Source organism: Streptomyces thermovulgaris (assembly GCF_002155915.1).
Lineage (GTDB): Bacteria > Actinomycetota > Actinomycetes > Streptomycetales > Streptomycetaceae > Streptomyces > Streptomyces thermovulgaris.
This window is the reverse complement of the sequence record NZ_MUME01000078.1, coordinates 1-24,991: the sequence shown is the minus strand read 5'-3', so window position 1 is coordinate 24,991 and position 24,991 is coordinate 1. Positions and strand designations below refer to the sequence as shown.

Below are 24,991 nucleotides of genomic sequence, written 5' to 3'. Positions count from 1 at the left end.
CATGCCTCCCGTCTTCGCCCACGGCCGCCTGCGCCTCTACCTGCTCAAGCTGCTCGACGAGGCCCCGCGCCACGGCTACGAGGTGATCCGGCTCCTCGAGGAGCGCTTCCACGGGCTGTACGCGCCCTCGGCGGGCACCGTGTATCCGCGGCTGGCCAAGCTGGAGGCCGAGGGCCTGGTCACCCACACCACCGAGGGCGGCCGCAAGGTGTACTCCATCACGGACGCCGGCCGGGCCGAACTGGCCGACCGCAGGGACGAGTTGGCCGATCTGGAACTGGAGATCCGCGAGTCGGTCGCCGAGCTCGCCGCGGAGATCCGGGCCGATGTGCGCGGCGCGGCGGGCGACCTGCGGCGCGAGATGCGCGCGGCGGCGTCCCGGGCCCGGCAGGGCACCGGGGAGTACGGCGGCTTCGAGGACAAGGAGGCCTGGCAGGCCGCCAAGGAGGAGATGCGCCGGATCAAGCAGGCGTGGAAGGAGCAGACCCGGCGCGCCAAGGACGAGAGCCGCAGAGCACGCGAGGAGGCCCAGCGGGCCCGGCGCCAGGCCAAGGAGGCCCAGGAGCAGGCCTGGGCCCAGGCGCAGGAGGAGCTGCAGCGCATCACCCGGCAGGTGCAGGAGCATGTGCAGAGCCACTTCTCCCGGGGCGACTGGCCCACCGGTCTGCGCGAGGGCCTGGCCGAACTGGTCAAGGAGTTCAGCGACTTCGGCAAGGGCCACGCCTTCGGCCGCACGGCGTCGCACACGGAGTACTCCGACACCCCGAAGGACTTCCCCGCCGACTACGAACCGGCCTGGGCCCACGAGGACTTCACCGGTGACCCGGCCCGCGATCTGGACCGTCTCCTCGACCGCTTCCGCGACGACATCCGCGATGCGGCCCGGGACCACGGCGTCACCGCCGACCAGCTCCGGGACGCACGCCGCCACCTCTCCACGGCCGCGGCCCACATCACCGCTCTCCTCCACCGGAAGAAGACCGGCTGACCCCGTGCGTCACCCCGCCTTGGTCTCGCCGCCCCCGTGAAGCACCCGGCTCACGGACTCATGGGTCACGCCGTGACCGGCGAACACCTCGGCGGGGACACCGGGCCGGCTGACGAGGGCGAGCAGGATGTGCTCGTCCCCGATGCGCCGTTCCCGACGGGCGAGGGCGATGCGCAGGGCCCCTGCAGCACCTCCTTCTCCCCCTTCTCGAACGGGATGCGCCCCGTCCTCCGGCCCCGTCCTCCGGCCCCGTCCGCTCCCGGACGGCGCACCGACCCCGTGCGTGTCCTCCACCCGGGCCACGATCTCCGCCACGTCGATCCCCGGACCGGCCGGGGCTTCCGTCCCGGCCTGCGTCAGCCCGCCCCGTCTGCGCACCTCCGCCGGCTCCGCCCGCACGGCGTCCTTCCACTCCCCTCCGCCGAGGACGGCCAGCGCGAAGGACGCCCGGCTCCCCTCCCTCTCCAGCAGCCCGAGCAGCAGATGCCCGGGAGCCACCGAAGTCGCCCCCATCGCCGCCGCCTGCTCGACCGCCCCCTTGACCACCGCCCGGGCGTCCTGGGTGAAACGCTCGAACATCAACGCCTCCCGTACTTCTTGTGCACGGCCTGCCGGCTCACCCCGAGCTCATGGGCGATCTCCTGCCAGGACCAGCCCTGATTGCGCGCACTGCGCACCTGGACGGCCTCCAGCTGCTCCAGCAGCTTCCGCAGGGCGGCGACGGCCCGCAGTCCGCCCCCCGGATCACGGTCACCGGCCCGTTCGGCCAGATCGGTTGCCTCACTCACCCTGTCAACCCAAGTTGACGCCACCCTCATGTCAGCCCCGGTTGACACGCCGGCGGCCGGCCCGCATCCGGACCGGCCGCTGGAGGTACGTCTTCTCTTTGCCGTTCTCCCGGTTGTTCTCTCAGTCGTTGGTGAGCACGATCTTCCCGAACAGCTCTCCCGACGCCATCCGCTCGAAGCCCTCCCGGGCACGCTCCATCGGCAGCACCTCGTCGATCACGGGCCGCACCCCCGTGGCCGCGCAGAAGGCGAGCAGGTCCTCCAGCTCGTCCTTGGTGCCCATGGTCGAGCCGACGACCTTCAGCTCCAGGAAGAAGATGCGGGTCAGTTCGGCGTGCGGGGGCCGGTCGCCGCTCGTCGCCCCCGAGATGACGAGCGTGCCGCCGGGCCGCAGCGACTTCACCGAGTGCGACCAGGTGGCCGCGCCGACGGTCTCGAGCACGGCGTCCACCCGCTGCGGCAGCCGGGCCCCCGGCTCCAGCGCCTCCACCGCGCCGAGCTCCAGCGCCCGCTTGCGCTTGGCCTCGTCCCGGCTGGTGACGAACATCCGCAGCCCGGCCGCCTTGCCGAGCAGGATCGCGGCCGTGGCGACACCCCCGCCGGCTCCCTGCACCAGGACGGAGTCCCCGGGACGCACCCCCGCATTGGTGAAGAGCATCCGGTACGCCGTCAGCCAGGCCGTGGGCAGGCAGGCCGCCTCCTCGAAGGAGAGCTCCTTGGGCTTGGGCAGGACGTTCCAGGTCGGCACGGCGACCTGCTCGGCGAAGGTGCCCTGGTAGCGCTCGGTGAGGATGGACCGGGGCTCCTTCGGCCCGACCCCGTGCCCGCTCTGCCCGATCACGGAGTGCAGGACGACCTCGTTGCCGTCCTCGTCGACGCCGGCGGCGTCGCAGCCGAGGATCATGGGCAGCTTGTCCTCGGACAGGCCCACCCCCCTCAGCGACCAGAGGTCGTGATGGTTCAGGGAGGCAGCCCTGACGTTGACGATGCTCCAGCCGGGGCGGGCCTCGGGGGCCGGGCGCTCCCCCGTCTCCAGGCCGTTCAACGGCTGGTCGCGGTCGATTCGGGCGGCGTAGACAGCGAACATGACCTTGACGATAGGGGCGCGCGGGCGCCCGCGGAACCACGCGCCTCTGTGACACACGCCCTCTTGCCCGGAAGAAGGAGCCGTGCCGGAGAGCGGGAGGGGAAAGCCGTGCCGCACACAACGGCCCCGCCCGTCGGTGTCCGTCCGGGCGGGGCTCGTCGGGTCACGTCAGCGGCGGGCGACACCCTCCGCGCGGGCCGCCGCGGCCACCGCCGCGGTCACGGCCGGCGCGACCCGCTCGTCGAACGGCGAGGGGATCACATAGTCCGCGGCGAGGTCGTCCCCGACGACCCCGGCCAGCGCCTCGGCCGCCGCGATCTTCATGCCCTCGGTGATGCGGGACGCCCGCACCTGCAGCGCACCCGCGAAGATGCCCGGGAACGCCAGGACGTTGTTGATCTGGTTGGGGAAGTCCGACCGCCCGGTCGCCACGACCGCCGCGTACTTGTGCGCGATCTCGGGGTGCACCTCGGGGGTCGGGTTGGCCATGGCGAACACGAAGGCGCCCTTGGCCATCGACGCCACGGCCTCCTCGGACACCGTGCCGCCGGAGACGCCGATGAAGACGTCGGCGCCGTTCAGCGCCTCCTCCAGGGACCCGCTGATGCCCGCCTTGTTGGTGAACCCGGCCAGCTCCCGCTTGACCGGCGTGAGATCGTCCCGGTCGGCCGACACGACACCCTTGCGGTCCGCGAGGGCGACATCGCCGATACCGGCCTCGACCAGCATCCTGGCGATGGCGACACCGGCCGCGCCCGCGCCGGAGATGACGGCCCGCAGCTCCTCGATCCCCCGCCCGCTCAGCCGCGCCGCGTTGCGCAGCGCCGCCAGCGTCACGACCGCCGTGCCGTGCTGGTCGTCGTGGAAGACCGGGATGTCCAGGCGCTCCTGCAGTCTGCGTTCGATCTCGAAGCACCGGGGCGCCGAGATGTCCTCCAGGTTCACCCCGCCGAAGGACGGCGCGAGACGCACCACGGTCTCGACGATCTCGTCGACGTCGGTGGTGTCGAGCGCGATCGGGACGGCGTCCACACCGCCGAACTGCTTGAACAGGATCGCCTTGCCCTCCATCACCGGGAGGGAGGCCTCGGGGCCGATGTCGCCCAGACCCAGCACGGCCGTACCGTCGGTCACCACGGCGACGACGGACGACTTCCAGGTGTAGTCGTGGACCAGCTCCGGCTGTTCTGCGATCGCGGAGCACACACGCGCGACGCCGGGCGTGTATGCCAGGGACAGGTCGTCCTTGTCGCGGACGGGCACGGTGGCCTGGACGGCCATCTTGCCGCCGCGGTGCAGCGCGAAGGCCGGGTCGAAGGAATCGAGCGGCTCTGCTCCGCTCTCCTGCCCCGTGCTGTCGCTGCGAGGATTGACGATCTCCGCTGCCACTTGTTTTTACCCCTTAAGTATTCATGGTTTGAGGGTTGCCACTCCCTGGTGAGGGGTGGGCGGGACCGCGCACGGCCGATGAGTGATGCGTTCAGGCCAGTGCGCGACGGATGCGCCGCACACGCACCCTGAGCCCCGGATGAGGGGTGTAAGGAACCTTCTTACCGGACGGACGGTGTCGGCGACGAGTCCATAACGCAAAGGTCACATGACGCCGACCTGACATCTGCCTTGAAAAGGGCCGATTGCCCGCCAAATCCCGGCGTTGGACTCAAATACGCCTCATTGCTCTGTTTCGGCAGGCCACACCCCGGGATGGACCGAAGGTCTTCCGGTCGGCAGAAGCTGTCGCCGCAGATGATTCGGCTATGACGACCTTACTCCGTGTGTTCGGGGGTTGCCCGTTACCCGATTTTGACATGACGAGACCCCTGGATGGCGCAATCCGAATGGCAAGATGCCGTCAATCACACGAGGCCGCGACACCCAAAGGTGTGGCCCCTCGTCCACTCATCGGCAGCCCCATCCATCAGCCGGAGGAACCACCATGACCGCAAGCTCCACCCGTCGTACGACCGCCGCGCGCCCCCGGTTTGCCGCGGTGTCTGCGATCGCGGTCGCAGGCGCCCTGCTGCTCACCGGCTGCGGTGACCAGACGAAGGAGAGCAACGACTCCTCCGGCAGCAGCTCCGCCGCCTCCGCCCCGCTGGCCGACAAGCTTCCCGCCGACATCCGTGCCAAGGGCGTCATCCGGGTCGGCTCGGACATCGCCTACCCGCCGGTCGAGTTCAAGGACGAGTCGGGCAAGGTCGTCGGGATAGACCCGGACCTCGCGGCCGCGATGGGCAAGCAGCTCGGTGTGACCTTCCAGTTCGAGAACGGCACCTTCGACGCCCTGCTCACCGGTCTGCGCTCCAACCGCTACGACATCGCGATGTCGGCGATGACGGACAACAAGAGCCGTCAGGAGGGCCGCGACCCCGAGACGGGCAAGAAGGTCGGCGAGGGCGTCGACTTCGTCGACTACATGGTCGCCGGCGTCTCGATCTACACCCGCAAGGGTGACACCAAGGGCATCACCGGCTGGTCCGACCTGTGCGGCAAGAAGCTCGCCGTGCAGCGCGGGACCGTCTCGGAGGACCTCGCGAAGGCCGAGGCGAAGAAGTGTCCCAAGGGCAAGACGATCGCTCTCCAGCGCTTCGACGACGACCAGCAGGCCCAGACCCGTCTGCGCTCGGGCGGTGTCGACGCGGCCTCCTCGGACTTCCCGGTCGCCGCGTACGCGGTCAAGACCTCCGGCGGCGGCAAGGACTTCGAGATCGTCGGCGAGCAGGTCGACTCGGCCCCGTACGGCATCGCGGTGAGCAAGAAGAACACCCAGCTGCGCGACGCGCTGCAGGCCGCCATGAACGCGATCATCCAGAACGGCGAGTACCAGAAGATCCTGGAGAAGTGGGGCGCCCAGGACGGTGCCGTGAAGGAAGCCGTCATCAACGGCGGGAAGTGACCGCGCCGGAAGCGGCCGCTGAGAGGCAACACCCGTGACTGTTGACATCGACAAGACGGCGGATCCCCAGGGCGCTCCCCCGGCCGGGCCCCAGGCCATCAAGGCCATCCCGGTCCGGCACTACGGGCGGTACGTCTCCGCCCTCATCGCCCTGGCGATCCTCGCCGCGATCCTCTACGCCTTCAGCCAGGGCAAGATCAACTGGCAGGCGGTGCCGGACTACTTCTTCGACGACCGGATCATGACCGGTGTCGGCAAGACCCTCCTGCTGACGGTCCTGTCGATGCTGATCGGCATCGTCGGCGGCATCATCCTGGCGGTGATGCGCCTGTCGAAGAACCCGGTGACCTCGGCCATCGCCTGGTTCTACATCTGGTTCTTCCGGGGGACCCCGGTCCTGGTCCAGCTGTTCGTCTGGTTCAACCTGGGCCTGGTCTTCGAGTACATCAACCTGATGCCCTTCTACAAGGACTACTGGTCGAACTTCATGACGCCGCTGCTGACGGCGCTGCTCGGCCTCGGTCTGAACGAAGCGGCGTACATGGCGGAGATCTGCCGGGCCGGTCTGCTCTCGGTCGACGAGGGCCAGACCGAGGCGGCGCACGCGCTGGGCATGAGCCACGGCAAGACGCTGCGCCGGATCATCATCCCGCAGGCGATGCGCGTGATCGTGCCCCCCACGGGCAACGAGGTCATCAACATGCTGAAGACGACCTCGCTGGTGTCCGCGGTGCAGTTCTCGGAGCTGTTCCGCTACGCCCAGGACATCGGCCAGATCTCCGGCGCCCCGGTGGAGATGTACTTCCTGGCCGCCGCCTGGTACCTGATCCTGACCTCGGTGCTGAGCGTCGGGCAGTACTACATCGAGCGGTACTACGCCCGCGGCTCCACCCGCAACCTGCCGCCGACGCCGTGGCAGAGGGTCAAGGGACACCTGATGTCCTTCTCCAGCAGGAAGGTCACGGCATGACCGACAAGCTCCCCCAGCAGGACACCGCCGCGCGCGACACCTCGGTCCCCATGGTCAAGGCCGAGGGCGTGCACAAGTCCTTCGGCCAGGTCGAGGTGCTCAAGGGCATCGACCTGGAGGTCAAGCCGGGCGAGGTGTTCTGCCTCATCGGCCCCTCCGGCTCCGGCAAGTCGACCTTCCTGCGCTGCATCAACCACCTGGAGAAGATCAACGCCGGCCGGCTGTACGTCGACGGCGAGCTGGTCGGCTACCGGCAGCAGGGCGACAAGCTGTACGAGCTGCGCGACCGTGAGGTCGCCATGAAGCGCCGGAACATCGGCATGGTCTTCCAGCGCTTCAACCTGTTCCCTCACATGACGGCCGTGGAGAACGTCATGGAGGCGCCGGTCCAGGTCAAGGGCATGAACAAGGCCGAGGCCAAGGAACGGGCGATGCAGCTGCTGGAGCGCGTCGGCCTGGCCGACCGCGCGGGGCACTACCCCTCGCAGCTCTCCGGCGGCCAGCAGCAGCGCGTGGCGATCGCCCGGGCCCTGGCCATGGACCCGAAGCTGATGCTGTTCGACGAGCCGACCTCGGCGCTCGACCCGGAGCTGGTCGGTGACGTCCTCGACGTCATGCGCGACCTCGCCGAGTCCGGCATGACGATGGTGGTCGTCACCCATGAGATGGGCTTCGCCCGCGAGGTCGGCGACAGCCTCGTCTTCATGGACGGCGGCGTGGTGGTCGAGTCCGGCAACCCGCGCGAGGTCCTGACGAACCCGCAGCACGAGCGCACGAAGTCGTTCCTGTCGAAGGTGCTGTGACCGCAGGCGTGTGAAAGGGGCGGTACGGTCCTGCCGTACCGCCCCTTCGGCCGTCTGTCCGCCCCGGCCGTCTCACTTCAGCGCCAGCAGCAGCGTGTCCGACGGCGAGCACCACACCGGGCGGACCTCGGCGAAGCCCCGCTCGCGCAGGGTGCGCGCGTGCCAGGCGGGGGAGAGCATCTCGCCGTCGGCGTGAGCGCCGTAGATCTCGAAGCGGCGGGCCGTCGGCTCGGCGAGGACCGGATCCTTGGCGGCCAGGTTCCACCACTCCGCCCAGTCGAGGGCACCCTGGCGCAGGGCCCGGTCCCTGCGGGCGCGGCTGTAGGCGGCCTCGACGGCGTTGATCCTCGGTGTGCCGTCGTCGACCATGTGGTCGGCGTTCATGAAGACGCCGCCGTAGCGGACGAGCCGTGCGACCTGGCCGTAGAGGACCTCCAGGGTTTCCCTGCGCAGCCAGTGGAGGGCCGTGGCGGTGAGGACCGCGTCGTAGGTGTCGTACGGAAGCCGGGCGGGCCAGTCGGGGTCCTTGAGGTCGGCCTCGACGAGGGTCACCCGCTCGTCGCCGGCGAAGGTTCCCCGCGCGATGGTGAGCAGGGCGGGGTCGAGGTCGACACCGGTGCTGGTGGCCTCGGGGAACCTGTCCAGGAGGCGGGCGGTGATGCTGCCGGTGCCGCAGGCGAGGTCGAGGACACGCGGATCGGGTCCGACGAAGGCCTCCACCATGTCGAGCATGATGCGGAAGCGGTCCTCCCGGTCGGGCATGTACCACTCCTGCTGGCGATCCCAGCTCTCCTGCCAGGCCTGCCAGTCGTCACCGGCGGCGGTGGCGGCCCCCGTGTCCGTCTCCGTCATCGCTCGTCCCTCCCTCGCGCATGCCGCGTAATACCCTGAAGGCAGGACCGGTTGTTACCCGATCACCCCCGACCATAGAGCGCCTCCGTAAGGACTACAAGTGGAATTGGCCTATTACTCGGACTACGCCGTCCGCCTCGTCAACAGCGAGGACCCGGCCCGGGGCAAGGACAGCCTGACCTCGGTCGAGGCCGTCCGGGACCTGTTCGGCGCCCATGCCTCGGCCGCCCGCCGCGCCACCGACGCCGACGTCACCCGTCTCCGCTCGGTGCGGGCCCGGCTGCGCGCGGTCTTCGAGGCGGCCGACACGGGCGACGAGACGCTCGCGGTGGCCCTGCTGAACTCGCTGCTGCTGGAATTCCCGGTGAGTCCGCAGATCTCCGGGCACGACCACCGTGACGAGGACGGCCGCCCGCTGTGGCACCTGCACCTGGCGGACCACCCGTCCAACGCCACGGCCGGCTACGCGGCCATCGCGGCCATGGGCCTGGCGTTCCACCTGACGGAGTACGGCGTCGACCGCCTCGGTCTGTGCGAGGCCCCGCCGTGCCGCAACGCCTACCTGGACACCTCGACCAACCGCTCGCGCCGCTACTGCTCCGACCGCTGCGCGACCCGCGCCAATGTGGCGGCCTACCGCGCCCGCAAGCGCCTGGCGGCCGACCGGTCGGTGAAGACGGGCCTGGCCGCCGACAGCGCCCAGAGCACCAGCGCGAGCGGCGAGCGCTGAGCGGGCTTGCGCGGCCGGTAGCGGAACCACACCTTGCCCAGGATCAGGTCCTCGGGCACGACCCCGTAGTCGGTGCTGTCGCCCCCCGCGTGAGGGTTGTCCCCGAGCACCCACCAGCCGCCCTCGCGCAGCTGCGCCGCGCGCTTGACGACCAGCAGGTCCTGCTGGAACGGATGCCGCAGGATCACCACGTCACCCGGCCGGATCCGTGCGCCGTACTGCACCACGAGCCGGTCCCCGTGGTACAGCGTGGGCACCATGGAGGGCCCGGTCACCTCGGCCAGGCCGAAGGGCAGTACGGCTCCTCTGCGCTCACTCCCCTGCCACGGCTCCGGCATTCCCGGCACCTCCCCGGTCCGTTCCTCCACCCATCCCAGTCTCACCCCGGACTTTTGTCCTAAGCCCCGGGGGGCAGTCGCCAATACACGCCTCGCAAGGAGTAATGTCCCACCTGAGAAGACGATCACGAGGGAGGATTGCTTCATGCTTTCCCGCCTGTTTGCTCCCAAGGTCAAGGTCAGCGCGCACTGCGACCTTCCCTGCGGTGTGTACGACCCGGCCCAGGCCCGCATCGAGGCGGAGTCGGTGAAGGCCATCCAGGAGAAAATGGCCGGCAACGACGACCCCCACTTCCAGGCGCGTGCCGCTGTCATCAAGGAGCAGCGCGCCGAGCTTGCGAAGCACCACGTCTCCGTGCTCTGGAGCGACTACTTCAAGCCGCCGCACTTCGAGAAGTACCCGGAGCTGCACCAGCTGGTCAACGACACCCTGAAGGCCCTTTCCGCCGCCAAGGCCTCCACCGACCCGGCCACGGGCCAGAAGGCGCTGGACTACATCGCCCAGATCGACAAGATCTTCTGGGAGACCAAGAAGGCCTGACCTTGAATCACGCCCTCTGACCTGCAATTTCCTTGGTTGCAGCGTCTCCTTGTCCGCACCCGGTCCGCAGGCCGCCGAACACGGCGTCCACACGACGGACTGGGTGCGGTCTTCTTTCTTCTTCCCCCCGGCCACCAAGGGGCGCAGCCCCGCGGCGTACGGCGGAAACCACCAGCAGCACCTCCACCACTGCCTCGGCGGCGGATCCCGGATGCCGCTGAACGGTTGGAAGCAGGCAGGCGTCACCCTGCCGGGCCGGGCATGACAGCAGGCACGGCCGAACTTCCGTGCCGGCCAAGCGGATCTGTCACGGTTGTCGGTGCTCTTGCCGGTGCTCTGCGCCAGGATCACCCCGGAAGCATCGCCCGGGAGCGCGCGTCGGCCCCGAGGCTCTGCTCGACGACGAGGGACCGGCCCATGCCGACCTGACCGCTCCCTCGAACAGCAGCTCGTCGCCCTCCGCACCGTCAACCCACACGAAAGGAAAGCCCTCGCGCCCTCTTGCTCGGGATCGCCCTGCCTCACCGACCCTCCGAGCCGGAACCGCAGAAACGAACGTGAGGTCCGGCCCAGCGATCTCCTGATGCCGCACGAGGGTCGGGTGTCGGTCCGATGCGGACGCACGCCGTGAGGTCCGACAGGGCGTCAGGTCCCGGTCGTCCGGCAGTTCCCTTGCCGCCGGCGGGAAACCGGCTCCTCCGCCTTCGCCCCTGTCGCCCCTGTTTCACTGCTTGCGTTCTGTTCATGGTCCGTGCAAAGGGGGTACTCGCAGTCTCGCGGGTGATGGGCACCCACCCGTGCGTGCGCACCCCACCCGCGCCAGAAGCCAGTCCCCGGAGGCGACCAAGGCCTCCGACGGGCATCACCCGGTGCCCGACCGACCGATCGAGGCGACCGCCATGACGGAGAACACCACCAGCGCCGGCCTGGGCAGCCGGCCCGACACCGGCCCAGTGACCCCCAAGACGCGCACCGGGCCCACCGTCCCGGCCCGGGCCCGGGGCAGGACCACCATCGCGGACGGCGTGGTGGCCAAGATCGCGGGCATGGCCGCCCGCGAGGTCCCCGGCATCCACAACCTCGGCGCCGGCATGGCCCGCGCCTTCGGCGCCATGCGGGAACGGGTCCCCGGCACCGGCAGCGGCATCACCCGCGGCGTGAAGGTGGAGGTCGGCGAGCGCCAGGCCGCCGTGGACCTGGACGTCGTCGTCGACTACGGCGTCTCCATCGTCGACGTGGCCGGCGAGGTGCGCACCAACGTGATCGGCGCGGTGGAGCGGATGACCGGCCTGGAGGTGGTCGAGGTGAACATCGCCGTCGACGACGTCCACCTCCCCGACGAGGAGGGGGAGTCCGAACCGGACGAGGGCCGCGTGCGGTGACCCGCCGCGGCACGCCGCCGCGCCCGTACACCGGCGGTGACCGGCCGGCGGCACCCAGCACAGGAGCGGGGTGAGTGCAAGATGAACACAGCGACCGCCGGCCTCGGGGCCGGCATGGCCCTGGGCTTCGCCGGCTACTTCGGCGGCTTCTGGGCATTCCTGTTGGTCCTGGTCCTGGGCACGGCCGGTCTGATCGCCGGCCTCGCCCTGCAGGGCGACCTCGACCTCCGCGGACGGCGGCGGCGATGAGCACCCGGCCCGGTTCCCCGCCTCCCGGCGCAGAGTCCCGCCCATCGGCGCGGGCCGTCGGTCTGCCGCCTCCGGCCGAGCGAGGCGCCACCGTCATCCCGGACAGGGTGGTCGCCCGTATCGCCGCCCAGGCCGCACGCACGGCCCAGTCCCGGCGTGCCCCCGTACCGTCCGACCGGGGCGGACCGGTGACACCTGGCGCCTCCGCCACCAGCCGTGCCGGATCGGTGCGTCTGCACTTGAACGTGGAACTGCCCTACCCCACCGACATCCCCTGTGTCTGCGAGCGGATCCAGCAAGACGTCGCCGAACGGGTGGCTCAGCTGACCGGCTTGCAGGTGGGAGAGGTCGCCCTCACCGTCCGCCGACTGGTGACCGCCTCCGGCGCACACCAGGGGCGGGTCCGGTGAGCAGCCGTCCGGCCCGTACCTCCAGGCCCACCACGCAGGAAGGAGGACTGAAATGACCCCCGCCCCGGATCCTTCCGCCGATGACTCCGCACCCTCCCCGCACCGTGCCGCAGTGCCGCTGACGAAGGAACCGAAAGGGCCGACAGCTCCGGGTCCGCCCGGACACCACGCACCCCCACTGGACCCGACGGCCGACGAGCGCGGCAGCGGGCACCGGTCTCACCGCCCGTGGTCCGCGCGCCGAGTCCCGGCCATGCTGGTCGCCTCGGTGATCCTCGTGGCCGCGGTCGCGGCACTGGTCGATGTCGTCGCCGTACGGGCGGGACGCCCTGCGGCAGCATGGCGACGGCACCTGGCCGACGCACTGGCCACCCGTCCCGTGGGCGACATATGGATGCTCGTCGGGGCCGCTGTGGCCGCCGCCATCGGCATCTGGCTGATCGTCCTGGCCCTCACCCCTGGCCTGCGTCACTGGCTGCCTCTGCGCTCCCCTGCCCCCGGGGTGCGGGCCTCCCTGAACCGCGACGGCGCCGCCGATCTGCTGCGCGACGCCGCCACGCGGGTACCCGGGGTCGGCAAGGCGCGTGTCCGGGTACGCCGCCACCGTGTCAAAGCCCGCGCGGACGTCCGCTTCCGCGACCCTCAACAGGTGAAGGACGACCTCACCGCCGTCCTCGTCGAGGAGCGCGACCGGCTCGCCCTCGCCCGCCCTCCCCGTATCGCCGTACGCGTGCGGCAACGCACCGACTGACCGGAAATCCCCAGATGCCCAGTCCCGGAGCCCGCACCATGACGCCGCGAACCGTCCTCAACCGCAGTCTGCTGGCCCTCGCCGGACTGGTACTGCTCGGCGGCGGTCTGCTGATCCTCTTCGCCGGGCTCGGCCTCTACCGGCGACACGGTCTGGCCCCGCCCGCCGACTGGCCCCTGACCGCCGCGGACGACGTTCTGCTCGGCTCCGCCGACCGGGCCCGCTGGAGCAGTCAGGGCTGGTGGTGGTGGCCCGCCGTCATAGCCATCCTCGCCCTCGTCGCCCTGCTCGCCCTGTGGTGGCTGCTCGCCCAATTGCGCCGGCGCCGTCCTGGAGCGCTGCCCGTCGGCAGCACTCCTCCGCAGGAAGGCGTCGAGCTGCGCGACCGGGCGCTCAGCGACGCGATCGCCTCCGAAGCCGGTGCCCTGCCGGGGGTCGCGCGTGCGGTCGTACGCATCACTGGCCGGCCTGCCCATCCCCGCACCCAGGTCAGGCTCACCCTCACCCCTCGGGCGGCCCCCGGCGCCGTTCTCGACACCCTCTGCGAAGGCCCGCTCCGAACCGCCCACCGCTCCACCGGCCGTCCTGACATGTCCACCGAGGTCCGCCTCCGGGTCGCCCGCCACAAACCGCACCGCGCGGAGTAAGGAGAAGGCCGGTCATCCCCGTGTCCACCCTCTCGCGGTCTTTCGCGGTTCACCTTCACCCGTATGCGGCTGTTCAGCGTCCTGGCCTCCGAGGGCCCGGTCCGCGACGGGGGTGTCAGTTCGGCGGATACGGCGTACTGCTGCCGGTGTCGATGCCGGCGAGGATCCGGTCGGACCCGGTGACGTCGTCCGCCCCGGATGATGAGGACGCTGCCGCCACCGACCGGGAAGGAATCGGTGTGCACGACCCGATCGCCGGTCATCACCAGCCGCGCCGGCAGTTCGTCCCGGGCACTGCCGTCCGGACCGACGCGGACGACAGCTCCGGGTTGCTCGGTCGATGCGGTGCTCGGCGAGGAAAGCCCGGCGCCGATGTCCCGGGACCGTGGCCACCGGGCACCATCCGGGATTCCCTCGCGCGCGTGTGTCGTCTCCGCGGCCTCAGCAGGGCCGTCCCGGGTCTCACCGGCCGGTGGACAGCGGCCGGCAGCAACCTGGGGGTGCCGGGCTGCCGGGGCCGGTCATGGTGTCCGCCTGTCCTTCGGTACCGGTCGCACGCCCTGCGGTCGCACTGCATCTGTGGACGCGGCTCCGTCACACTCTTCCTCTTCTGCCTCCATCCGCCGGATCCCCTGGGGCGTCAGCCTGATCGTCGCGGACGTGTCGTCCCTCCCCCGGTCGATGACGACCCAGCCCTTGTCCGCCAGATACACACAGGCGGCGGCCAGATCCCGCTCAGGGATGCCGAGGTCGTTGCGGAGCTTCGCTCCGTCGACGCCCAGGAGGCGATTGCCCTCGGCGGCTTGGTGCAGAGCCCGCATGATCTTCTCTCGGTACGCCTTCCGCTCGCGCAGTATCGCCATGACACGTCGTCCTCTGCCGTCACCGGTCGGACCGAATCCGGTGTCATCCGCGATCGCTGTCGCGGTGGGGCGTGCCGGAACGGTCGCGGCTCCCGCCGCCCGACGGCGCCTCCGCGTCCGACGGCCGACCCCCGGTAGGGCATCGCTGTAGTGGAAGGCAGCGATCCGTTCGTCGTGCTGAACGTTGAGCCGGTGGATCAGAGCGACTCCGACAGCGATCAGGACAAGCAGCGCGGCCACGGCGATGACAGTCATGGTCCTCTCACCTCCGTTGCCCGGCGGGCACACACCCTGTCGAGCCGATGGGCCTCGGCGGGGACGACGGCGGACCTGCCCCGCCGTCGGTCTCCCACGCTTCCTCCCTGCTTCGGGCATCGGCCCTGTCTGCCGCTTCCTCCCGGCCCGGGGCCTCGGCACCGTCACCCGCCATCAGCCGTGCGGCGGCACTCGCACTGGTTTCCGGCGGAATCACCAGCACGTTCCGACGGCCGCCGGCGAAGAAAAGGGTCAGCCTGTGCGGATCCTGCTCCTCGGTGGACCAGCCCACCGGTACGGTGCGCCCGGCGGAGGACACCCAACGCGGGATGACGGGCCAGTGGTCCGGGTTCACCATGACACGTGTGATGCGGCCCCAGAAGTCGCCCAGTGCGGCTGTCAGGGGCGGCAGCTCACGGGTGAGGGCACGGGAGCGAGGCCACCACATGCCGTCCAGCCCACCCGGCGCGGGCGTCAGACACAGGCGTACCGCCGGCGGCGCGCGCCTGCTCGATGCCGTACGGTCGATGGTTACGGTCATGGCGCGGACCTGTCCCCGGGCTCGTGGGGCGGCCCGGCATTGTCGATCACCGGAAACGGCACCCGCAACGGAGCCGGTGCACGAAGAACTTCCGGTATTTCCACACTACTCCGCTTGTCACCCGAAAGCCGCAGACCACCAGGTATGTCCCTGCTTCGGGACCTGGTCCCCGACGTTTGGGGCGCGCCGGGGACAGAGCCGGCCCTTGTGATCGGTGATCGGTTCCCCGCCGCGGATCGGTGAGGACTGCGCGAAGGGACTCTCTTCCTCTCCGGCCGCGTTGTCCTTGTCCCGTGCCATGCTGACGGGATGACACTCGAGGACCTGGTGCGGCTGCGCCGTGCCCGTGACCGCATGGACCGTGAGTACGCGAAGCCGCTGGACGTGGCCGCGCTGGCGCAGACCGCGCTGATGTCGCCGGGGCACTTCCAGCGCAGTTTCCGTGCCGCGTTCGGGGAGACGCCGTACGGCTATCTCATGACCCGGCGCATCGAGCGGGCGAAGGCGCTGCTCCGGCGCGGGGACATGAGCGTGACGGAGGTGTGCCTGGCGGTGGGGTGCACCTCGCTGGGGTCGTTCAGCTCGCGGTTCACCAAGCTCGTCGGGGAGACGCCGAGCGCCTACCGGGCCCGGTCGCACGAGGAGGGCGCGGTGATTCCGGCGTGCGTGGCCCGGACTTTCACCCGCCCGAGGCGCACAGGACCGCCGCCGGCGCCGTAGCGTGAAGGGATGGACCTCACACTCCACCAGTGCTTCATCGCTGTCGACGACCACGACAAGGCGCTCACCTTCTACCGCGACGTCCTGGGGCTGGAAGTCCGCAACGACGTCGAGTTCGAGGGGATGCGGTGGGTGACCGTGGGGTCGCCGCTCCAGCCGGACGTGGAGATCGTCCTGGAACCGCCCGCGGCCAACCCCGACGCCTCCCCCGCCGACAGGGAGGCCATGGCCCGGCTCCTGGCCAAGGGCATGCTCCGCGGGGTCATCTTCAGCACCACCGACTGCGACGCTCTCTTCGCCCGTGTCCAGGAGCACGGCGCCGATGTCGTCCAGGAGCCGATGGACCAGCCGTACGGCGCCCGCGACTGCGCGTTCCGGGACCCGGCCGGGAACCTGCTGCGGTTCGTGGAGCGGCCCCGGAACCGGCGGTGATCCACGGGCGCACCCCTGCGGACGATCCGGCCCGTCGCCGGTGAAGGCCGGCCGGAGAGCTCAGCGCTTTCTGCGGTAGGTGCGGACCAGTGCGCCGTTGCCGAAGGTCCGCACCTCGTCGAGAGCGAACTCCGTGACACGCAGGCCGGAGCCGAACATCGGCATGCCCGACCCCAGAACGACCGGGTAGGTCTTGACGACGAGTTCGTCGATCTCGTCGGCCAGTTCACCCGCGAGCTTCGAGCCGCCGCACAGGTAGATGCCGAACTCGCCGTCCTCCGCCTTCAGTTCCCGGACCCTGCCCGGCAGGTCCGTGGAGATGATCTCCACGTCCGGGTCGGGGGACTCGCCCAGGGTGCGCGAGGCGACGTATTGGCGCAGATGGCTGTAGGGGCTGGTGATGCCCTCCTTGAGGGCCACCTCGTAGCTGGCCCGGCCCTGGACGACCGTGTCGAACCTCTTGTTCTCCAGATCGTCGATGCCGAGCGCACGGCGGCCGTGGGTAGGGAGGGTCTCCGGGTGCTGCGCCTTCACATAGGCGATGTACTCCTCGTCGACGAAGGGCAGGAACATCGACGCGTCGCCGCTCGGATCCCCGATGAAACCGTCGATGGAGCAGGCGATGAAGTAGGTGAGCTTTCGCACGGCGGTCCCTTCCGGTAGGGCACTGCGGCCACGTCGATCGTCGTGCTTCGCCCACCCCGAGGAGGGAGGGCAAAGGGTTTCGTGCGCCCGGACGGGCAGGGGAGGCGGTGCGGGCGGCCGGCGACGAGGCGGCCCCGGAGCGCCACCGGACCGCCGGCCCGATCCGCACGACACCCCCTAGAACGCGCGGGGCTCTCGCCACATCGGCCACATCCGGGGACCGTCCGGGAGGTCGAGGGTGCGGCCGGTGAAGGTGAAGCCCAGGCGTTCGTAGAGCGTGATGCTGCGCCGGTTGCCGGCCTCCAGATAGGCGGGCAGGCCCTTGTGGTCGCACTGGTCGAGGGCGTGCCGCATGAGGGTGCTGCCCAGGCCCTCGCCCTGACGGGCGGGGGTGACGCCGATCATCCACAGGTATGCGTGAGCACGGTCCGACGGGTGGGACTCGGCCATCAGCCGGGAGATCTGCTCCACGCGCGCATTGGCCGGGTCAACTGTCTCGCGCAGGAGTACGGCGTCGTCGGCATCGTCGGTGTCGTCGGCATCGCCCGGGGTACCGGGGGCGGCTGCCGGGACCGACAGCCACAGCGCGCACGCCGTGCCGTTCTCCGTCATGTCGATCCGTCCCTCTGCGAGCACGATGTCGGTGAAGGCGGCCATCAGCCGGTGGTGGGTCGTGCGGCGATACTCCTTGTCGGGGAAGACCCAGCTGCTCACGGGGTCGTCCTGGAAGGCTTCGTCCAGCAGCCGCACGACCCGTTCGCGGTCGTTCCGTCCCGCCGACCGGACGCCCACGCCCATCCTCCGCCCCCTCAGCCCATCTCAACTTTCCCTGCACATACGGGAGTTGAGCCTAGGGGAAAAGAGCGGGCCCCGCACATCGTGGGGTAGTGCGGGACCCGCCGGACCGGAGGTCCCCGGGCCGTACGGGGTCAGGAGCCGTACGGCCCCGGTGACTCCGGGGTCTTCCGGTGGGGCGGGGGTCAGCTGGTGCGCCTGGTCACGAACTCGGCCAGGGCCAGCAGACCGCCCGCGTGCGCGGGGTCGGGAACGGCACGGGCCAGGTCGTCCACGGCCCGGGCCATCCGGTCGGCCGCCTGGGCCTGGGCCCAGTCCCGGCCGCCGGCCCGCTCCACCGCCAGCGCGATGCGCTCCAGTTCCTCCTCTCCTTCCCGCCCCTCCCGGTGGGGCCGGGCGTACAGCTCGGCGAGTTCGGCGGCGGCCGGGGTGCCGGAGGTCAGCGCGGCGACCACCGGCAGGGACTTCTTGCGCGCCGCGAGGTCGGCACCGGCCGGCTTTCCCGTGCGGACCGGGTCGCCCCATATGCCGATCACGTCGTCGATCAGCTGGAAGGCGAGCCCCGCCTGCCGTCCGAACGCGTCCAGCGCCTCGGCCTGCTCCTCCCCCGCTCCCCCGTACAGCGCGCCGACGGCGCAGGAACAGCCGAGCAGTGCGCCCGTCTTGGCCTCGGCCATGGCCAGGACCTCGGCGAGCGTGACCTCACCGGGGGCCCGCTGTTCCAGGGCCGTGTCCGCGTGCTGGCCCGCGCACAGTTCGACCACGCAGGCCGCGAGCCGGGCGGCGGCCGCCTGGGACGCCGGATGCCGGTCCTCGGCCAGCAGCCGCAGGGCCAGCGCCTGCAGGGCGTCCCCGGCCAGGATCGCGTCGGTGTCGCCGAACACCGTCCACGCGGTGGGCCGGTGCCGGCGGGTGGTGTCCCGGTCCATCACGTCGTCGTGCAGCAGCGTGAAGTTGTGGACCAGTTCCACCGCGGCGGCGGCCCGCGCCGTCCCCTCCCTCGCCGCCGGTCCGCCGAGCGCGGCGGCCGCCGCGAGGACGAGCGCCGGCCGGATCGCCTTGCCCCCGTTGCCCTCGGCCGGTGTGCCGTCCGCGTGCTCCCAGCCGAAGTGGTAGCGCGCGATCCGGCGCATCGGGGCGGGCAGGGTGGCGACCGCCGCCCGTAACTCGGGGTCGACCGACTGCCGGGAGCGCTCGAGGATCAGTGCCGCGTCATGTCCGTCGGCCGCCTCCGCCGCGCCGTCCGCGGAACCGCCGGCGGCACGGAGCGGGAGCGGCAGATCGGTGGCGTCCCCCGGATCCCCCGGCCGCTTCGCCGTGGTGGGCCGGGACGCGGCCGCCGGACGCCGTGCCGTCCCCTGTGCCGCCCGGTGTGCCGTCTCCGTCATGAACTCAGCCATCCGATCCACATCCGATCCCTCTCGGAAGAGACCGCGGACGGTGGGACCTCCGCAGCCGCGGCGTGGCGCGCACTCCCAGGTGTACCCGGCCCGGCGGGCCGGGACACCGGAAGGACGGCGCGCTTCGTCAGCGCCAACGGCCGACCTCGACGTTCTCCAGGACGCCCAGGGCGTCCGGCACCAGCACCGCTGCCGAGAAGTAGCTCGTCACCAGGTACTTGATGATCGCCTGCTCGTTGATGCCCATGAACCGCACGGACAGGCTCGGCTCGACCTCGTCGGGGATGCCCCTGGCGCGCAGCCCGACGACCCCCTGGTCGTCCTCGCCGGTGCGCATCGCGATGATGGAGCTGGTCCTGGCCTCGGTGACCGGGATCTTGTTGCACGGGAAGATCGGCACCCCGCGCCAGGTGGGAATGCGGTTGCCGCCCACGTCGATGGTCTCCGGGACCAGTCCCCGCTTGTTCAGCTCGCGGCCGAAGGCGGCGATCGCGCGCGGATGGGCGAGAAAGAGCTTGGTGCCGCGGCGCCGGCTGAGCAGCTCGTCCATGTCGTCGGGGCTCGGCACGCCGTCGTGCGGCTGGATCCGCTGGTCGTACTCGCAGTTGTGGAGCAGGCCGAAGTCACGGTTGTTGATCAGCTCGTACTCCTGGCGCTCCTTCAACGCCTCGATGGTCAGACGCAGCTGCTGCTCCGTCTGGTTCATCGGGTGGTTGTAGAGGTCGGCCACGCGTGTGTGGATGCGCAGGACGGTCTGGACGACGCTCAGCTCGTACTCGCGGGGGCGGGGCTCGTAGTCGACGAAGGTGTGCGGGATGTCCGGCTCCCCGCTGTGTCCCGCGGCGAGGTCGACCGCCTTCTCCCCGTAGGCGTTGGAGCGCTGTTCGGGAATCGAGCGCCGCGTCCGGAGGTGGGTGCGCAACGACTCGGCACGGTCGGCGACCTGTTCGAAGTCGTGGCGGGACAGGACGAGGACGGTGCACGGGGTGTCCGCACGGATGGTGTACTCCCAGATGGCGTCCGGGTCGAGGAGCACCTGGTCGCCGAAGTACGCGCCGTCGGCGAGGACGCCGAGGACCTGGTCGTCGCCGTAGGGACCGGTGCCGACCTTCTGGACCCTGCCGTGCGCCAGCAGGTACACCTCGTCGGCCTGGTTGCCGAACGAGGCGATCACCTGGCCGGCCCCGACCTCCCGCTGCCGGCAGCGCTGGGCGAGCTCCGAGAGCACGTCCTCGTCCTCGTACCCCCGCAGGGCCGGCAGCTCGCCGAGTTCGGCGGGGATGACCTCGACGCGGTCCCCGGTCTTCACAAAGGTGATGCGGCCGTCGCCGACGGCGTAGGTGAGCCGCCGGTTCACCCGGTAGGTGCCGCCCTGTACGTCGACCCAGGGCAGCATGCGCAGCAGCCAGCGTGAGCTGATCTCCTGCATCTGGGGAACGGACTTGGTGGTGGTGGCCAGGTTCCGCGCGGCCGCGGTGCCGAGACTCTGCTGAGGCCTGTCCTGCTCCGTGCGGATCTCTTCGCCTACCGACATGAAGAATTGCCTCCCGTTCCTGCCTGGCACGTCCGGCGCCGGCATCGATGTGCGAGCACCACCCTCCACCACGAAACGTGACTGTGCCATTACCCGAAAGAGCGGGAATGGATCACCGGCGCCCCGGGCAGGGATGGGAACTTCCTCCCGGCGCCTCCTCCTGGCAGCGGGCGGATCCGCCGCCCTGGAGAATGGGCCCGTGACCAGCTCCGCCGCCCCCGATCCCGCCGTGCTCTCCCCGCGGCTTCCCTCGCCCCTGCAGGAGCTCGACGACGACCGCTTCGCCCGGCGCGGTCTGCGGCTGCTCCTCAAGCGCGACGACCTGATCCATCCGGAGCTGACCGGCAACAAGTGGCGCAAACTCGCGCCGAACCTGAGGGCCGCGGCCGGACGGACGGTCGTGACCTTCGGCGGCGCCTGGTCCAACCATCTGCGCGCGACCGCCGCCGCGGGCCGTCTGCTCGGTCTGCGCACGGTCGGCGTGGTCCGCGGGCACGAGCTCGCCGACCGCCCCCTCAACCCCTCCCTGGCCCGGTGCGCGGCCGACGGGATGCGGCTGCACTTCGTCGACCGGTCGACGTACCGCCGCAAGGCCGAGCCGGAGACGCTCGCCGCCGTCCTGCGCGACCTCGGGGTCGAGGATCCGTACGTCGTCCCCGAGGGCGGCAGCAACGTCCCCGCGGTGCGCGGCTGCCGGGCCCTGGGCGAGGAGCTCGGCGACCGCGCCGACGTGGTCGCCCTGGCCTGCGGCACCGGCGGCACCCTGGCCGGTCTGGCCGCGGGCCTTCCGCCCGGCCGGCGCGCCCTGGGCGTGCCGGTCCTCAAGGGGGGCTTCCTGGCGGCGGACGTCCAGGCCCTGCAGGAGCGGGCCTTCGGCTCCCGCCGCGGCACCTGGTGGCTCGACGAGCGCTTCCACTTCGGCGGCTACGCCCGCGTCACACCCGAACTCGACGCATTCGCCGAGGACTTCACCGCCCGGCACGGTGTCCCCGTCGAGCGTCTCTATGTCGCCAAAATGCTGTACGCCCTGGTCGCCCTGGCCGAGGAGGGCGCCTTCGCGCGCGGGACGACGATCGCCGCGGTCGTCACGGGCAGCCCCTTCCCGGAACGGTCCTGACCCGCGCCCCCGGCCGCGTTCCCGCCCCCCGCTCACAGGGGCTCCCGGTGGGCGACCGCCTCCTCCAGGTCCAGCCTGCGCAGCAGGGTGCGCAGCATCTCGTCGTCGATGTACCGCTTGTCCCGCAGACGCACGAAGACCTCGCGCTCGGCGCCGATCACCTCCCGGAACAGCCGGCGGTAGGTGTCGTCCGCCGACTCACCGGTGGCCGGATCGGTCTGGCCGAGGCGTTCCCACACGGAGTTGCGGCGGCGTTCCAGGGCCGCGCGGAGCCGGTCGACGAGCGGCTGGGGCAGGGCGTTGCGCTCGTCCCTCAGAAGATCCTCCAGACGTCGCTCGGCGGCCAGGGAGGCCTGGGCCTGGGCGTTCGCCTCGGCCAGGGTCTCCTCCTGCGGGCTGCGGCCGGGAAACCTCAGCAGACGGATCAGCGGCGGCAGCGTCAGGCCCTGCACCACCAGCGTTCCGATGACCGTGGTGAAGGCCAGGAAGAGCAGCAGATCGCGCTTGGGGAACGGGGCGCCGTCGTGCAGCACGGCCGGGATCGAGAAGGCGATGGCCAGGGACACCACGCCGCGCATCCCGGCCCAGGAGGTGACCATCGCACCCTTCCAGGTGGGGTTCTCCTCCCGCTCGCGGACGCGCCGGAACAGCATGCGGGGCAGGAACGTCGCCGGGTACACCCACATGAACCGGGTGGCGACGACCACCAGGAAGACGGCGATCGCGTACCAGGCGGCCTCGGCGCCCGCGTGCGTCCGCAGAAGGCCCTCCAGGACGACGGGCAGTTGCAGTCCGATGAGGGCGAACACCGAGGACTCCAGGACGAACGCGACCATCTTCCACACCGCCTCCTCCTGGAGCCGGGTGGCGAAGTCGACCTCCCAGGCGCGGTGGCCGAGGTAGAGGGCGACCGTGACGACGGCGAGGACACCGGAGGCGTCCACCTGTTCGGCGACGCCGTAGGCGGCGAACGGGATCAGCAGGGAGAGCGTGTTCTGCAGCAGCGGTTCCCGCAGGTGGGTGCGCAGCCAGTGCAGCGGCGCCATCAGCACCAGTCCGATGCCGACACCGCCGACGGCCGCGACCAGGAACTCCATGACGCCCCCGGCCCAGGTCGCGCCCTCGCCGACCGCGGCGGCCACCGCCACCTTGTAGGCGGTGATCGCGGTGGCGTCGTTGAACAGGGACTCCCCCTGCAGGATCGTGGTGACCCGCGAGGGCAGCCCGAGCCGGCGGGCCACCGCCGTCGCCGCGACCGCGTCCGGCGGTGCCACCACCGCGCCCAGCACCATCGCGGCCGTCAACGGCAGCCCCGGCACGAGCAGATACGCGGCCCAGCCGACCACGAAGGTCGCGAACAGCACGTATCCGACCGAGAGCAGTGCCACGGCCCGCAGATGCGCGCGCAGGCCGAGGTAGGAGCTGTCCCGGGTCGAGGTGTACAGCAGCGGGGGCAGCAGCAGCGGCAGGACCACGCCGGGGTCGAGGGTGTAGGCGGGGACCCCGGGGAGGGCGGAGACCGCCAGTCCTGCCGCGACCAGCAGCAAAGGCGCCGGTACGGGGGTGCGCCGGGCGGCCCCGGCCACCGCGGCGCTGCCCGCGACCAGCGACAGCAGCGGCATCACGTCCATCGCCCTCGCCCTTCCGTCGTTCTCGCTCCCCCCGGATTTTTCCGCACAGTTCCCCGCATACCCGTCGTAGCCTGGCAACCATGAAACAGTGCACGCACGTCGGCACGCTGCCGCACCCGGAGCCCGCGCCCGCGAGCGAGACCTGTCCGGAATGCCTGGCGGACGGCACGGATCCGGTGCAACTGCGGCTGTGTCTGACCTGCGGACACGTCGCGTGCTGCGACTCCTCCGTGGGACGGCATGCGACCCGGCATCACAAGGAGACGGGGCACCCGGTGATGCGCACCCTCGAGCCCGGCGAGAACTGGCGCTGGTGCTTCGTGGACCACATGCTCGTATGACGGCGTCCGCACGACCGGCACGACCCGTACCGGACCCATACGACCCGTACGCCCCGTGCGGCCGTACTCGCACGACCGGCTTGTGCGGCCGTGCCGGTGCGGCCGCGCCCCGCGGGCAGGGCCGCGGCGTTTCGACGATTCGACCGTCCGGTGTCTGGGTACGACATTCCGGCCCGCGCTGTTCCCCTTTGGGCCCGCAGACCCCTAGCCACGCAGCGTATTCAGGGCTTTACTACGAGTGACAGCGGGGGTTGGGGTCCCGGGACAGGAATGCCGCGAGCGCGGTAGCGTCACCGCTGAACCATGTAGCGCGTTACCCCGGGGGGCGACCCTCGGCCCTGAGAAAGCTTGTACCACCTTGGAGGTGAGGGTGTCCCAGATCGCAGGCGAGCCCGCGGCGAACCAGGACTTCGTGGAGGTCCGGCTGCCGGCTGCGGGTGCCTACCTGTCGGTGCTGCGGACGGCCACGGCCGGTCTCGCGGCCCGCTTGGACTTCACCCTCGACGAGATCGAGGACCTGCGCATCGCGGTGGACGAGGCCTGCGCGATCCTGCTCCAGCAGGCCGTGCCCGGCTCGGTGCTCAGTTGTGTCTTCCGGCTGGTCGACGACTCGCTCGAGGTGACCGTCTCGGCCCCGACCACGGACGGTCACGCGCCCTCGCGGGACACGTTCGCCTGGACCGTCCTGTCCGCGCTCGCGGGCAAGGTCTCCTCCGCCGTGGACGAGGACAAGACCGTGTCGATCAGCCTTTACAAACAGCGCGGCGCGGGACCCGGGCCGGCGTGAGGAACGGGGACGGGCCGGTGCGGGACGAAGAGCACGGCACACGGGAGCTGCCGACCGAGGGCGGGACGTCCGCCCGCACGGACGGGGCCAGGAGCCCGGGTGGCACCGCCCCGGGCGGCCCGTCCGTGCCCCGGCGCACGGCGGGCGGCATCGACGGCATCCCGGAGCAGGCCAGGCCGCACCCGGAGGACGAGCCGCCGGCGGCCGGCCGTACGGGCGGCAGGCGGGCACGCGGCGGCGCCGTGCGGGGCACGTCCGCACCGGCGCGGGACACAGCCGGGGCCGGCCATGAAGGTCCTCCCCCTCACGGGGATTCCCCCCGTTCGCGCACAGGCGGGAACGCGGGGAAGGAGGCGGGGGCTCGGGGAAGGGCAACGGGCGGGACGATGAGCGAGCACGAGCGAAACCCCGAGGACGACGGGCAGGGTGTGCCGAGCGTGCACGGCACGCGGCACGGTCCTCAGGACCGCAGCGGCGCGCGCGAGATGTTCGTCAGGC

The 24,991-nt window shown here is 71.1% G+C and carries 29 protein-coding genes and 1 pseudogene; 16 read left to right on the top strand and 14 right to left on the bottom strand.

Features of this window, described 5'->3' with window-relative positions; all coding sequences use genetic code 11:
- The first annotated feature begins 1 nt into the window (after window position 1).
- On the top strand, window positions 2-988 hold the full coding sequence (locus tag CCN35_RS08505; protein ID WP_067391442.1) for a PadR family transcriptional regulator: 987 nt from the start codon (window positions 2-4) through the stop codon (window positions 986-988).
- Window positions 989-997: 9 nt separating this feature from the next.
- Here CCN35_RS08505 and CCN35_RS08500 read toward each other — a convergent pair whose 3' ends face one another.
- The 4 genes from CCN35_RS08500 to CCN35_RS08485 form a co-directional block, all read right to left on the bottom strand.
- Window positions 998-1,567 carry a Clp protease N-terminal domain-containing protein gene (locus tag CCN35_RS08500; protein ID WP_086792070.1) on the bottom strand — a complete coding sequence of 190 codons (570 nt, stop codon included), beginning with the start codon at window positions 1,565-1,567 and terminating at the stop codon, window positions 998-1,000.
- Window positions 1,567-1,776, bottom strand: coding sequence for an HTH domain-containing protein (locus CCN35_RS08495; RefSeq protein WP_067391445.1), 210 nt, complete (start codon window positions 1,774-1,776; stop codon window positions 1,567-1,569). Before CCN35_RS08495 ends, CCN35_RS08500 begins: the two co-directional genes overlap by 1 nt.
- Window positions 1,777-1,897: 121 nt before the next feature.
- Window positions 1,898-2,863, bottom strand: coding sequence for a zinc-binding dehydrogenase (locus CCN35_RS08490; protein ID WP_067391448.1), 966 nt, complete (start codon window positions 2,861-2,863; stop codon window positions 1,898-1,900).
- 168 nt (window positions 2,864-3,031) lie between these two features.
- Window positions 3,032-4,252 carry an NAD(P)-dependent malic enzyme gene (locus CCN35_RS08485; protein ID WP_067391451.1) on the bottom strand — a complete coding sequence of 407 codons (1,221 nt, stop codon included), beginning with the start codon at window positions 4,250-4,252 and terminating at the stop codon, window positions 3,032-3,034.
- A gap of 547 nt (window positions 4,253-4,799) precedes the next feature.
- Here CCN35_RS08485 and CCN35_RS08480 point away from each other — a divergent pair.
- From CCN35_RS08480 to CCN35_RS08470, 3 genes are read left to right on the top strand one after another with little or no spacing between them, the layout of a single operon-like run.
- Window positions 4,800-5,759 carry an ABC transporter substrate-binding protein gene (locus CCN35_RS08480; RefSeq protein WP_067391454.1) on the top strand — a complete coding sequence of 320 codons (960 nt, stop codon included), beginning with the start codon at window positions 4,800-4,802 and terminating at the stop codon, window positions 5,757-5,759.
- Between the two features lie 34 nt (window positions 5,760-5,793).
- The gene (locus CCN35_RS08475; RefSeq protein ID WP_067391457.1) at window positions 5,794-6,729 is read left to right on the top strand and encodes an amino acid ABC transporter permease; all 936 of its coding nucleotides are present in this window, start codon (window positions 5,794-5,796) and stop codon (window positions 6,727-6,729) included.
- A gap of 50 nt (window positions 6,730-6,779) precedes the next feature.
- Entirely contained in the window at window positions 6,780-7,532 is a 753-nt protein-coding gene (locus CCN35_RS08470) for an amino acid ABC transporter ATP-binding protein (protein WP_086792083.1), read from the top strand.
- Between the two features lie 72 nt (window positions 7,533-7,604).
- Here CCN35_RS08470 and CCN35_RS08465 read toward each other — a convergent pair whose 3' ends face one another.
- Window positions 7,605-8,384 carry a class I SAM-dependent methyltransferase gene (locus CCN35_RS08465; RefSeq protein WP_086792068.1) on the bottom strand — a complete coding sequence of 260 codons (780 nt, stop codon included), beginning with the start codon at window positions 8,382-8,384 and terminating at the stop codon, window positions 7,605-7,607.
- Between the two features lie 100 nt (window positions 8,385-8,484).
- On the opposite strand from CCN35_RS08465, the gene CCN35_RS08460 reads away from it, so the two are divergent.
- Window positions 8,485-9,114: a CGNR zinc finger domain-containing protein gene (locus CCN35_RS08460; protein WP_086792066.1), complete on the top strand. Its 630-nt coding sequence runs from the start codon at window positions 8,485-8,487 to the stop codon at window positions 9,112-9,114.
- Here CCN35_RS08460 and sodX read toward each other — a convergent pair.
- Window positions 9,018-9,452, bottom strand: coding sequence for a nickel-type superoxide dismutase maturation protease (gene sodX, locus CCN35_RS08455; protein WP_086792064.1), 435 nt, complete (start codon window positions 9,450-9,452; stop codon window positions 9,018-9,020). The genes CCN35_RS08460 and sodX overlap by 97 nt on opposite strands.
- Before the next feature lie 145 nt (window positions 9,453-9,597).
- Here sodX and sodN point away from each other — a divergent pair, with 145 nt between their 5' ends.
- The 6 genes from sodN (at window position 9,598) to CCN35_RS08430 (ending at window position 13,432) form a co-directional block, all read left to right on the top strand.
- Window positions 9,598-9,993: a superoxide dismutase, Ni gene (sodN, locus tag CCN35_RS08450; RefSeq protein WP_067391470.1), complete on the top strand. Its 396-nt coding sequence runs from the start codon at window positions 9,598-9,600 to the stop codon at window positions 9,991-9,993.
- Window positions 9,994-10,892: 899 nt separating this feature from the next.
- Complete coding sequence (locus CCN35_RS08445; RefSeq protein WP_067391740.1) at window positions 10,893-11,375, top strand: Asp23/Gls24 family envelope stress response protein; 483 nt, start codon at window positions 10,893-10,895, stop codon at window positions 11,373-11,375.
- An 81-nt stretch (window positions 11,376-11,456) separates the two neighbouring features.
- Window positions 11,457-11,624, top strand: coding sequence for a hypothetical protein (locus CCN35_RS28645; RefSeq protein WP_169721342.1), 168 nt, complete (start codon window positions 11,457-11,459; stop codon window positions 11,622-11,624).
- Window positions 11,621-12,034 carry an Asp23/Gls24 family envelope stress response protein gene (locus CCN35_RS08440; RefSeq protein WP_067391475.1) on the top strand — a complete coding sequence of 138 codons (414 nt, stop codon included), beginning with the start codon at window positions 11,621-11,623 and terminating at the stop codon, window positions 12,032-12,034. Before CCN35_RS28645 ends, CCN35_RS08440 begins: the two co-directional genes overlap by 4 nt.
- Window positions 12,035-12,287: 253 nt before the next feature.
- Window positions 12,288-12,785, top strand: a complete 498-nt coding sequence (locus tag CCN35_RS08435; protein WP_067391478.1) for a DUF6286 domain-containing protein — start codon at window positions 12,288-12,290, stop codon at window positions 12,783-12,785.
- A gap of 38 nt (window positions 12,786-12,823) precedes the next feature.
- Entirely contained in the window at window positions 12,824-13,432 is a 609-nt protein-coding gene (locus CCN35_RS08430) for an alkaline shock response membrane anchor protein AmaP (protein ID WP_086792062.1), read from the top strand.
- Window positions 13,433-13,668: 236 nt separating this feature from the next.
- On the opposite strand, the pseudogene CCN35_RS29275 reads toward CCN35_RS08430, so the two are convergent.
- From CCN35_RS29275 to CCN35_RS29270, 3 genes and pseudogenes are all read right to left on the bottom strand, one after another.
- Window positions 13,669-13,806 (bottom strand): annotated as a pseudogene (locus CCN35_RS29275) (hypothetical protein); the annotation flags it as partial.
- A 147-nt stretch (window positions 13,807-13,953) separates the two neighbouring features.
- Window positions 13,954-14,550, bottom strand: a complete 597-nt coding sequence (locus CCN35_RS30045; RefSeq protein ID WP_067391484.1) for a hypothetical protein — start codon at window positions 14,548-14,550, stop codon at window positions 13,954-13,956.
- Window positions 14,551-14,557: 7 nt separating this feature from the next.
- The gene (locus CCN35_RS29270; protein ID WP_079129613.1) at window positions 14,558-15,091 is read right to left on the bottom strand and encodes a DUF5994 family protein; all 534 of its coding nucleotides are present in this window, start codon (window positions 15,089-15,091) and stop codon (window positions 14,558-14,560) included.
- Window positions 15,092-15,400: 309 nt separating this feature from the next.
- Here CCN35_RS29270 and CCN35_RS08415 point away from each other — a divergent pair, with 309 nt between their 5' ends.
- Together CCN35_RS08415 and CCN35_RS08410 are read left to right on the top strand one after the other, a co-directional pair.
- Complete coding sequence (locus CCN35_RS08415; protein ID WP_086792060.1) at window positions 15,401-15,811, top strand: helix-turn-helix transcriptional regulator; 411 nt, start codon at window positions 15,401-15,403, stop codon at window positions 15,809-15,811.
- A gap of 9 nt (window positions 15,812-15,820) precedes the next feature.
- Window positions 15,821-16,243, top strand: coding sequence for a VOC family protein (locus tag CCN35_RS08410; RefSeq protein WP_086792058.1), 423 nt, complete (start codon window positions 15,821-15,823; stop codon window positions 16,241-16,243).
- A 60-nt stretch (window positions 16,244-16,303) separates the two neighbouring features.
- Here the strand turns inward: CCN35_RS08410 and CCN35_RS08405 are convergent, their stop codons facing one another.
- From CCN35_RS08405 to CCN35_RS08390, 4 genes are all read right to left on the bottom strand, one after another.
- The gene (locus CCN35_RS08405) at window positions 16,304-16,888 is read right to left on the bottom strand and encodes a dihydrofolate reductase family protein (RefSeq protein WP_086792056.1); all 585 of its coding nucleotides are present in this window, start codon (window positions 16,886-16,888) and stop codon (window positions 16,304-16,306) included.
- 177 nt (window positions 16,889-17,065) lie between these two features.
- The gene (locus CCN35_RS08400) at window positions 17,066-17,686 is read right to left on the bottom strand and encodes a GNAT family N-acetyltransferase (RefSeq protein WP_067391496.1); all 621 of its coding nucleotides are present in this window, start codon (window positions 17,684-17,686) and stop codon (window positions 17,066-17,068) included.
- A 182-nt stretch (window positions 17,687-17,868) separates the two neighbouring features.
- Complete coding sequence (locus CCN35_RS08395; protein ID WP_086792079.1) at window positions 17,869-19,071, bottom strand: family 2 encapsulin nanocompartment cargo protein polyprenyl transferase; 1,203 nt, start codon at window positions 19,069-19,071, stop codon at window positions 17,869-17,871.
- A gap of 139 nt (window positions 19,072-19,210) precedes the next feature.
- Window positions 19,211-20,617 (bottom strand): family 2B encapsulin nanocompartment shell protein, encoded by a 1,407-nt coding sequence (locus CCN35_RS08390; RefSeq protein ID WP_086792054.1) that lies wholly within the window; start codon window positions 20,615-20,617, stop codon window positions 19,211-19,213.
- Between the two features lie 199 nt (window positions 20,618-20,816).
- Here CCN35_RS08390 and CCN35_RS08385 point away from each other — a divergent pair, with 199 nt between their 5' ends.
- Window positions 20,817-21,734, top strand: coding sequence for a 1-aminocyclopropane-1-carboxylate deaminase/D-cysteine desulfhydrase (locus tag CCN35_RS08385; protein ID WP_245863067.1), 918 nt, complete (start codon window positions 20,817-20,819; stop codon window positions 21,732-21,734).
- Between the two features lie 32 nt (window positions 21,735-21,766).
- Here the strand turns inward: CCN35_RS08385 and CCN35_RS08380 are convergent, their stop codons facing one another.
- Window positions 21,767-23,365 (bottom strand): Na+/H+ antiporter, encoded by a 1,599-nt coding sequence (locus CCN35_RS08380; RefSeq protein ID WP_067391508.1) that lies wholly within the window; start codon window positions 23,363-23,365, stop codon window positions 21,767-21,769.
- An 80-nt stretch (window positions 23,366-23,445) separates the two neighbouring features.
- Here CCN35_RS08380 and CCN35_RS08375 point away from each other — a divergent pair, with 80 nt between their 5' ends.
- Together CCN35_RS08375 and CCN35_RS08370 are read left to right on the top strand one after the other, a co-directional pair.
- On the top strand, window positions 23,446-23,706 hold the full coding sequence (locus CCN35_RS08375) for a UBP-type zinc finger domain-containing protein (protein WP_067391511.1): 261 nt from the start codon (window positions 23,446-23,448) through the stop codon (window positions 23,704-23,706).
- A 370-nt stretch (window positions 23,707-24,076) separates the two neighbouring features.
- Window positions 24,077-24,493 (top strand): ATP-binding protein, encoded by a 417-nt coding sequence (locus CCN35_RS08370; protein WP_009190566.1) that lies wholly within the window; start codon window positions 24,077-24,079, stop codon window positions 24,491-24,493.
- Window positions 24,494-24,991: the final 498 nt, after the last annotated feature.

Coding starts and splice junctions, on each gene's coding strand:
- CCN35_RS08505 (WP_067391442.1), top strand. CDS start 2: ATGCCTCCCGTCTTCGCCCACGGCCGCCTGCGCCTCTACCTGCTCAAG.
- CCN35_RS08500 (WP_086792070.1), bottom strand. CDS start 1,567: ATGTTCGAGCGTTTCACCCAGGACGCCCGGGCGGTGGTCAAGGGGGCG.
- CCN35_RS08490 (WP_067391448.1), bottom strand. CDS start 2,863: ATGTTCGCTGTCTACGCCGCCCGAATCGACCGCGACCAGCCGTTGAAC.
- CCN35_RS08480 (WP_067391454.1), top strand. CDS start 4,800: ATGACCGCAAGCTCCACCCGTCGTACGACCGCCGCGCGCCCCCGGTTT.
- CCN35_RS08470 (WP_086792083.1), top strand. CDS start 6,780: ATGGTCAAGGCCGAGGGCGTGCACAAGTCCTTCGGCCAGGTCGAGGTG.
- CCN35_RS08465 (WP_086792068.1), bottom strand. CDS start 8,384: ATGACGGAGACGGACACGGGGGCCGCCACCGCCGCCGGTGACGACTGG.
- sodX (WP_086792064.1), bottom strand. CDS start 9,452: ATGCCGGAGCCGTGGCAGGGGAGTGAGCGCAGAGGAGCCGTACTGCCC.
- sodN (WP_067391470.1), top strand. CDS start 9,598: ATGCTTTCCCGCCTGTTTGCTCCCAAGGTCAAGGTCAGCGCGCACTGC.
- CCN35_RS08445 (WP_067391740.1), top strand. CDS start 10,893: ATGACGGAGAACACCACCAGCGCCGGCCTGGGCAGCCGGCCCGACACC.
- CCN35_RS28645 (WP_169721342.1), top strand. CDS start 11,457: ATGAACACAGCGACCGCCGGCCTCGGGGCCGGCATGGCCCTGGGCTTC.
- CCN35_RS08440 (WP_067391475.1), top strand. CDS start 11,621: ATGAGCACCCGGCCCGGTTCCCCGCCTCCCGGCGCAGAGTCCCGCCCA.
- CCN35_RS08435 (WP_067391478.1), top strand. CDS start 12,288: ATGCTGGTCGCCTCGGTGATCCTCGTGGCCGCGGTCGCGGCACTGGTC.
- CCN35_RS08430 (WP_086792062.1), top strand. CDS start 12,824: ATGACGCCGCGAACCGTCCTCAACCGCAGTCTGCTGGCCCTCGCCGGA.
- CCN35_RS30045 (WP_067391484.1), bottom strand. CDS start 14,550: ATGACTGTCATCGCCGTGGCCGCGCTGCTTGTCCTGATCGCTGTCGGA.
- CCN35_RS29270 (WP_079129613.1), bottom strand. CDS start 15,091: ATGACCGTAACCATCGACCGTACGGCATCGAGCAGGCGCGCGCCGCCG.
- CCN35_RS08415 (WP_086792060.1), top strand. CDS start 15,401: ATGACACTCGAGGACCTGGTGCGGCTGCGCCGTGCCCGTGACCGCATG.
- CCN35_RS08410 (WP_086792058.1), top strand. CDS start 15,821: ATGGACCTCACACTCCACCAGTGCTTCATCGCTGTCGACGACCACGAC.
- CCN35_RS08400 (WP_067391496.1), bottom strand. CDS start 17,686: ATGGGCGTGGGCGTCCGGTCGGCGGGACGGAACGACCGCGAACGGGTC.
- CCN35_RS08395 (WP_086792079.1), bottom strand. CDS start 19,071: ATGACGGAGACGGCACACCGGGCGGCACAGGGGACGGCACGGCGTCCG.
- CCN35_RS08390 (WP_086792054.1), bottom strand. CDS start 20,617: ATGTCGGTAGGCGAAGAGATCCGCACGGAGCAGGACAGGCCTCAGCAG.
- CCN35_RS08380 (WP_067391508.1), bottom strand. CDS start 23,365: ATGGACGTGATGCCGCTGCTGTCGCTGGTCGCGGGCAGCGCCGCGGTG.
- CCN35_RS08375 (WP_067391511.1), top strand. CDS start 23,446: ATGAAACAGTGCACGCACGTCGGCACGCTGCCGCACCCGGAGCCCGCG.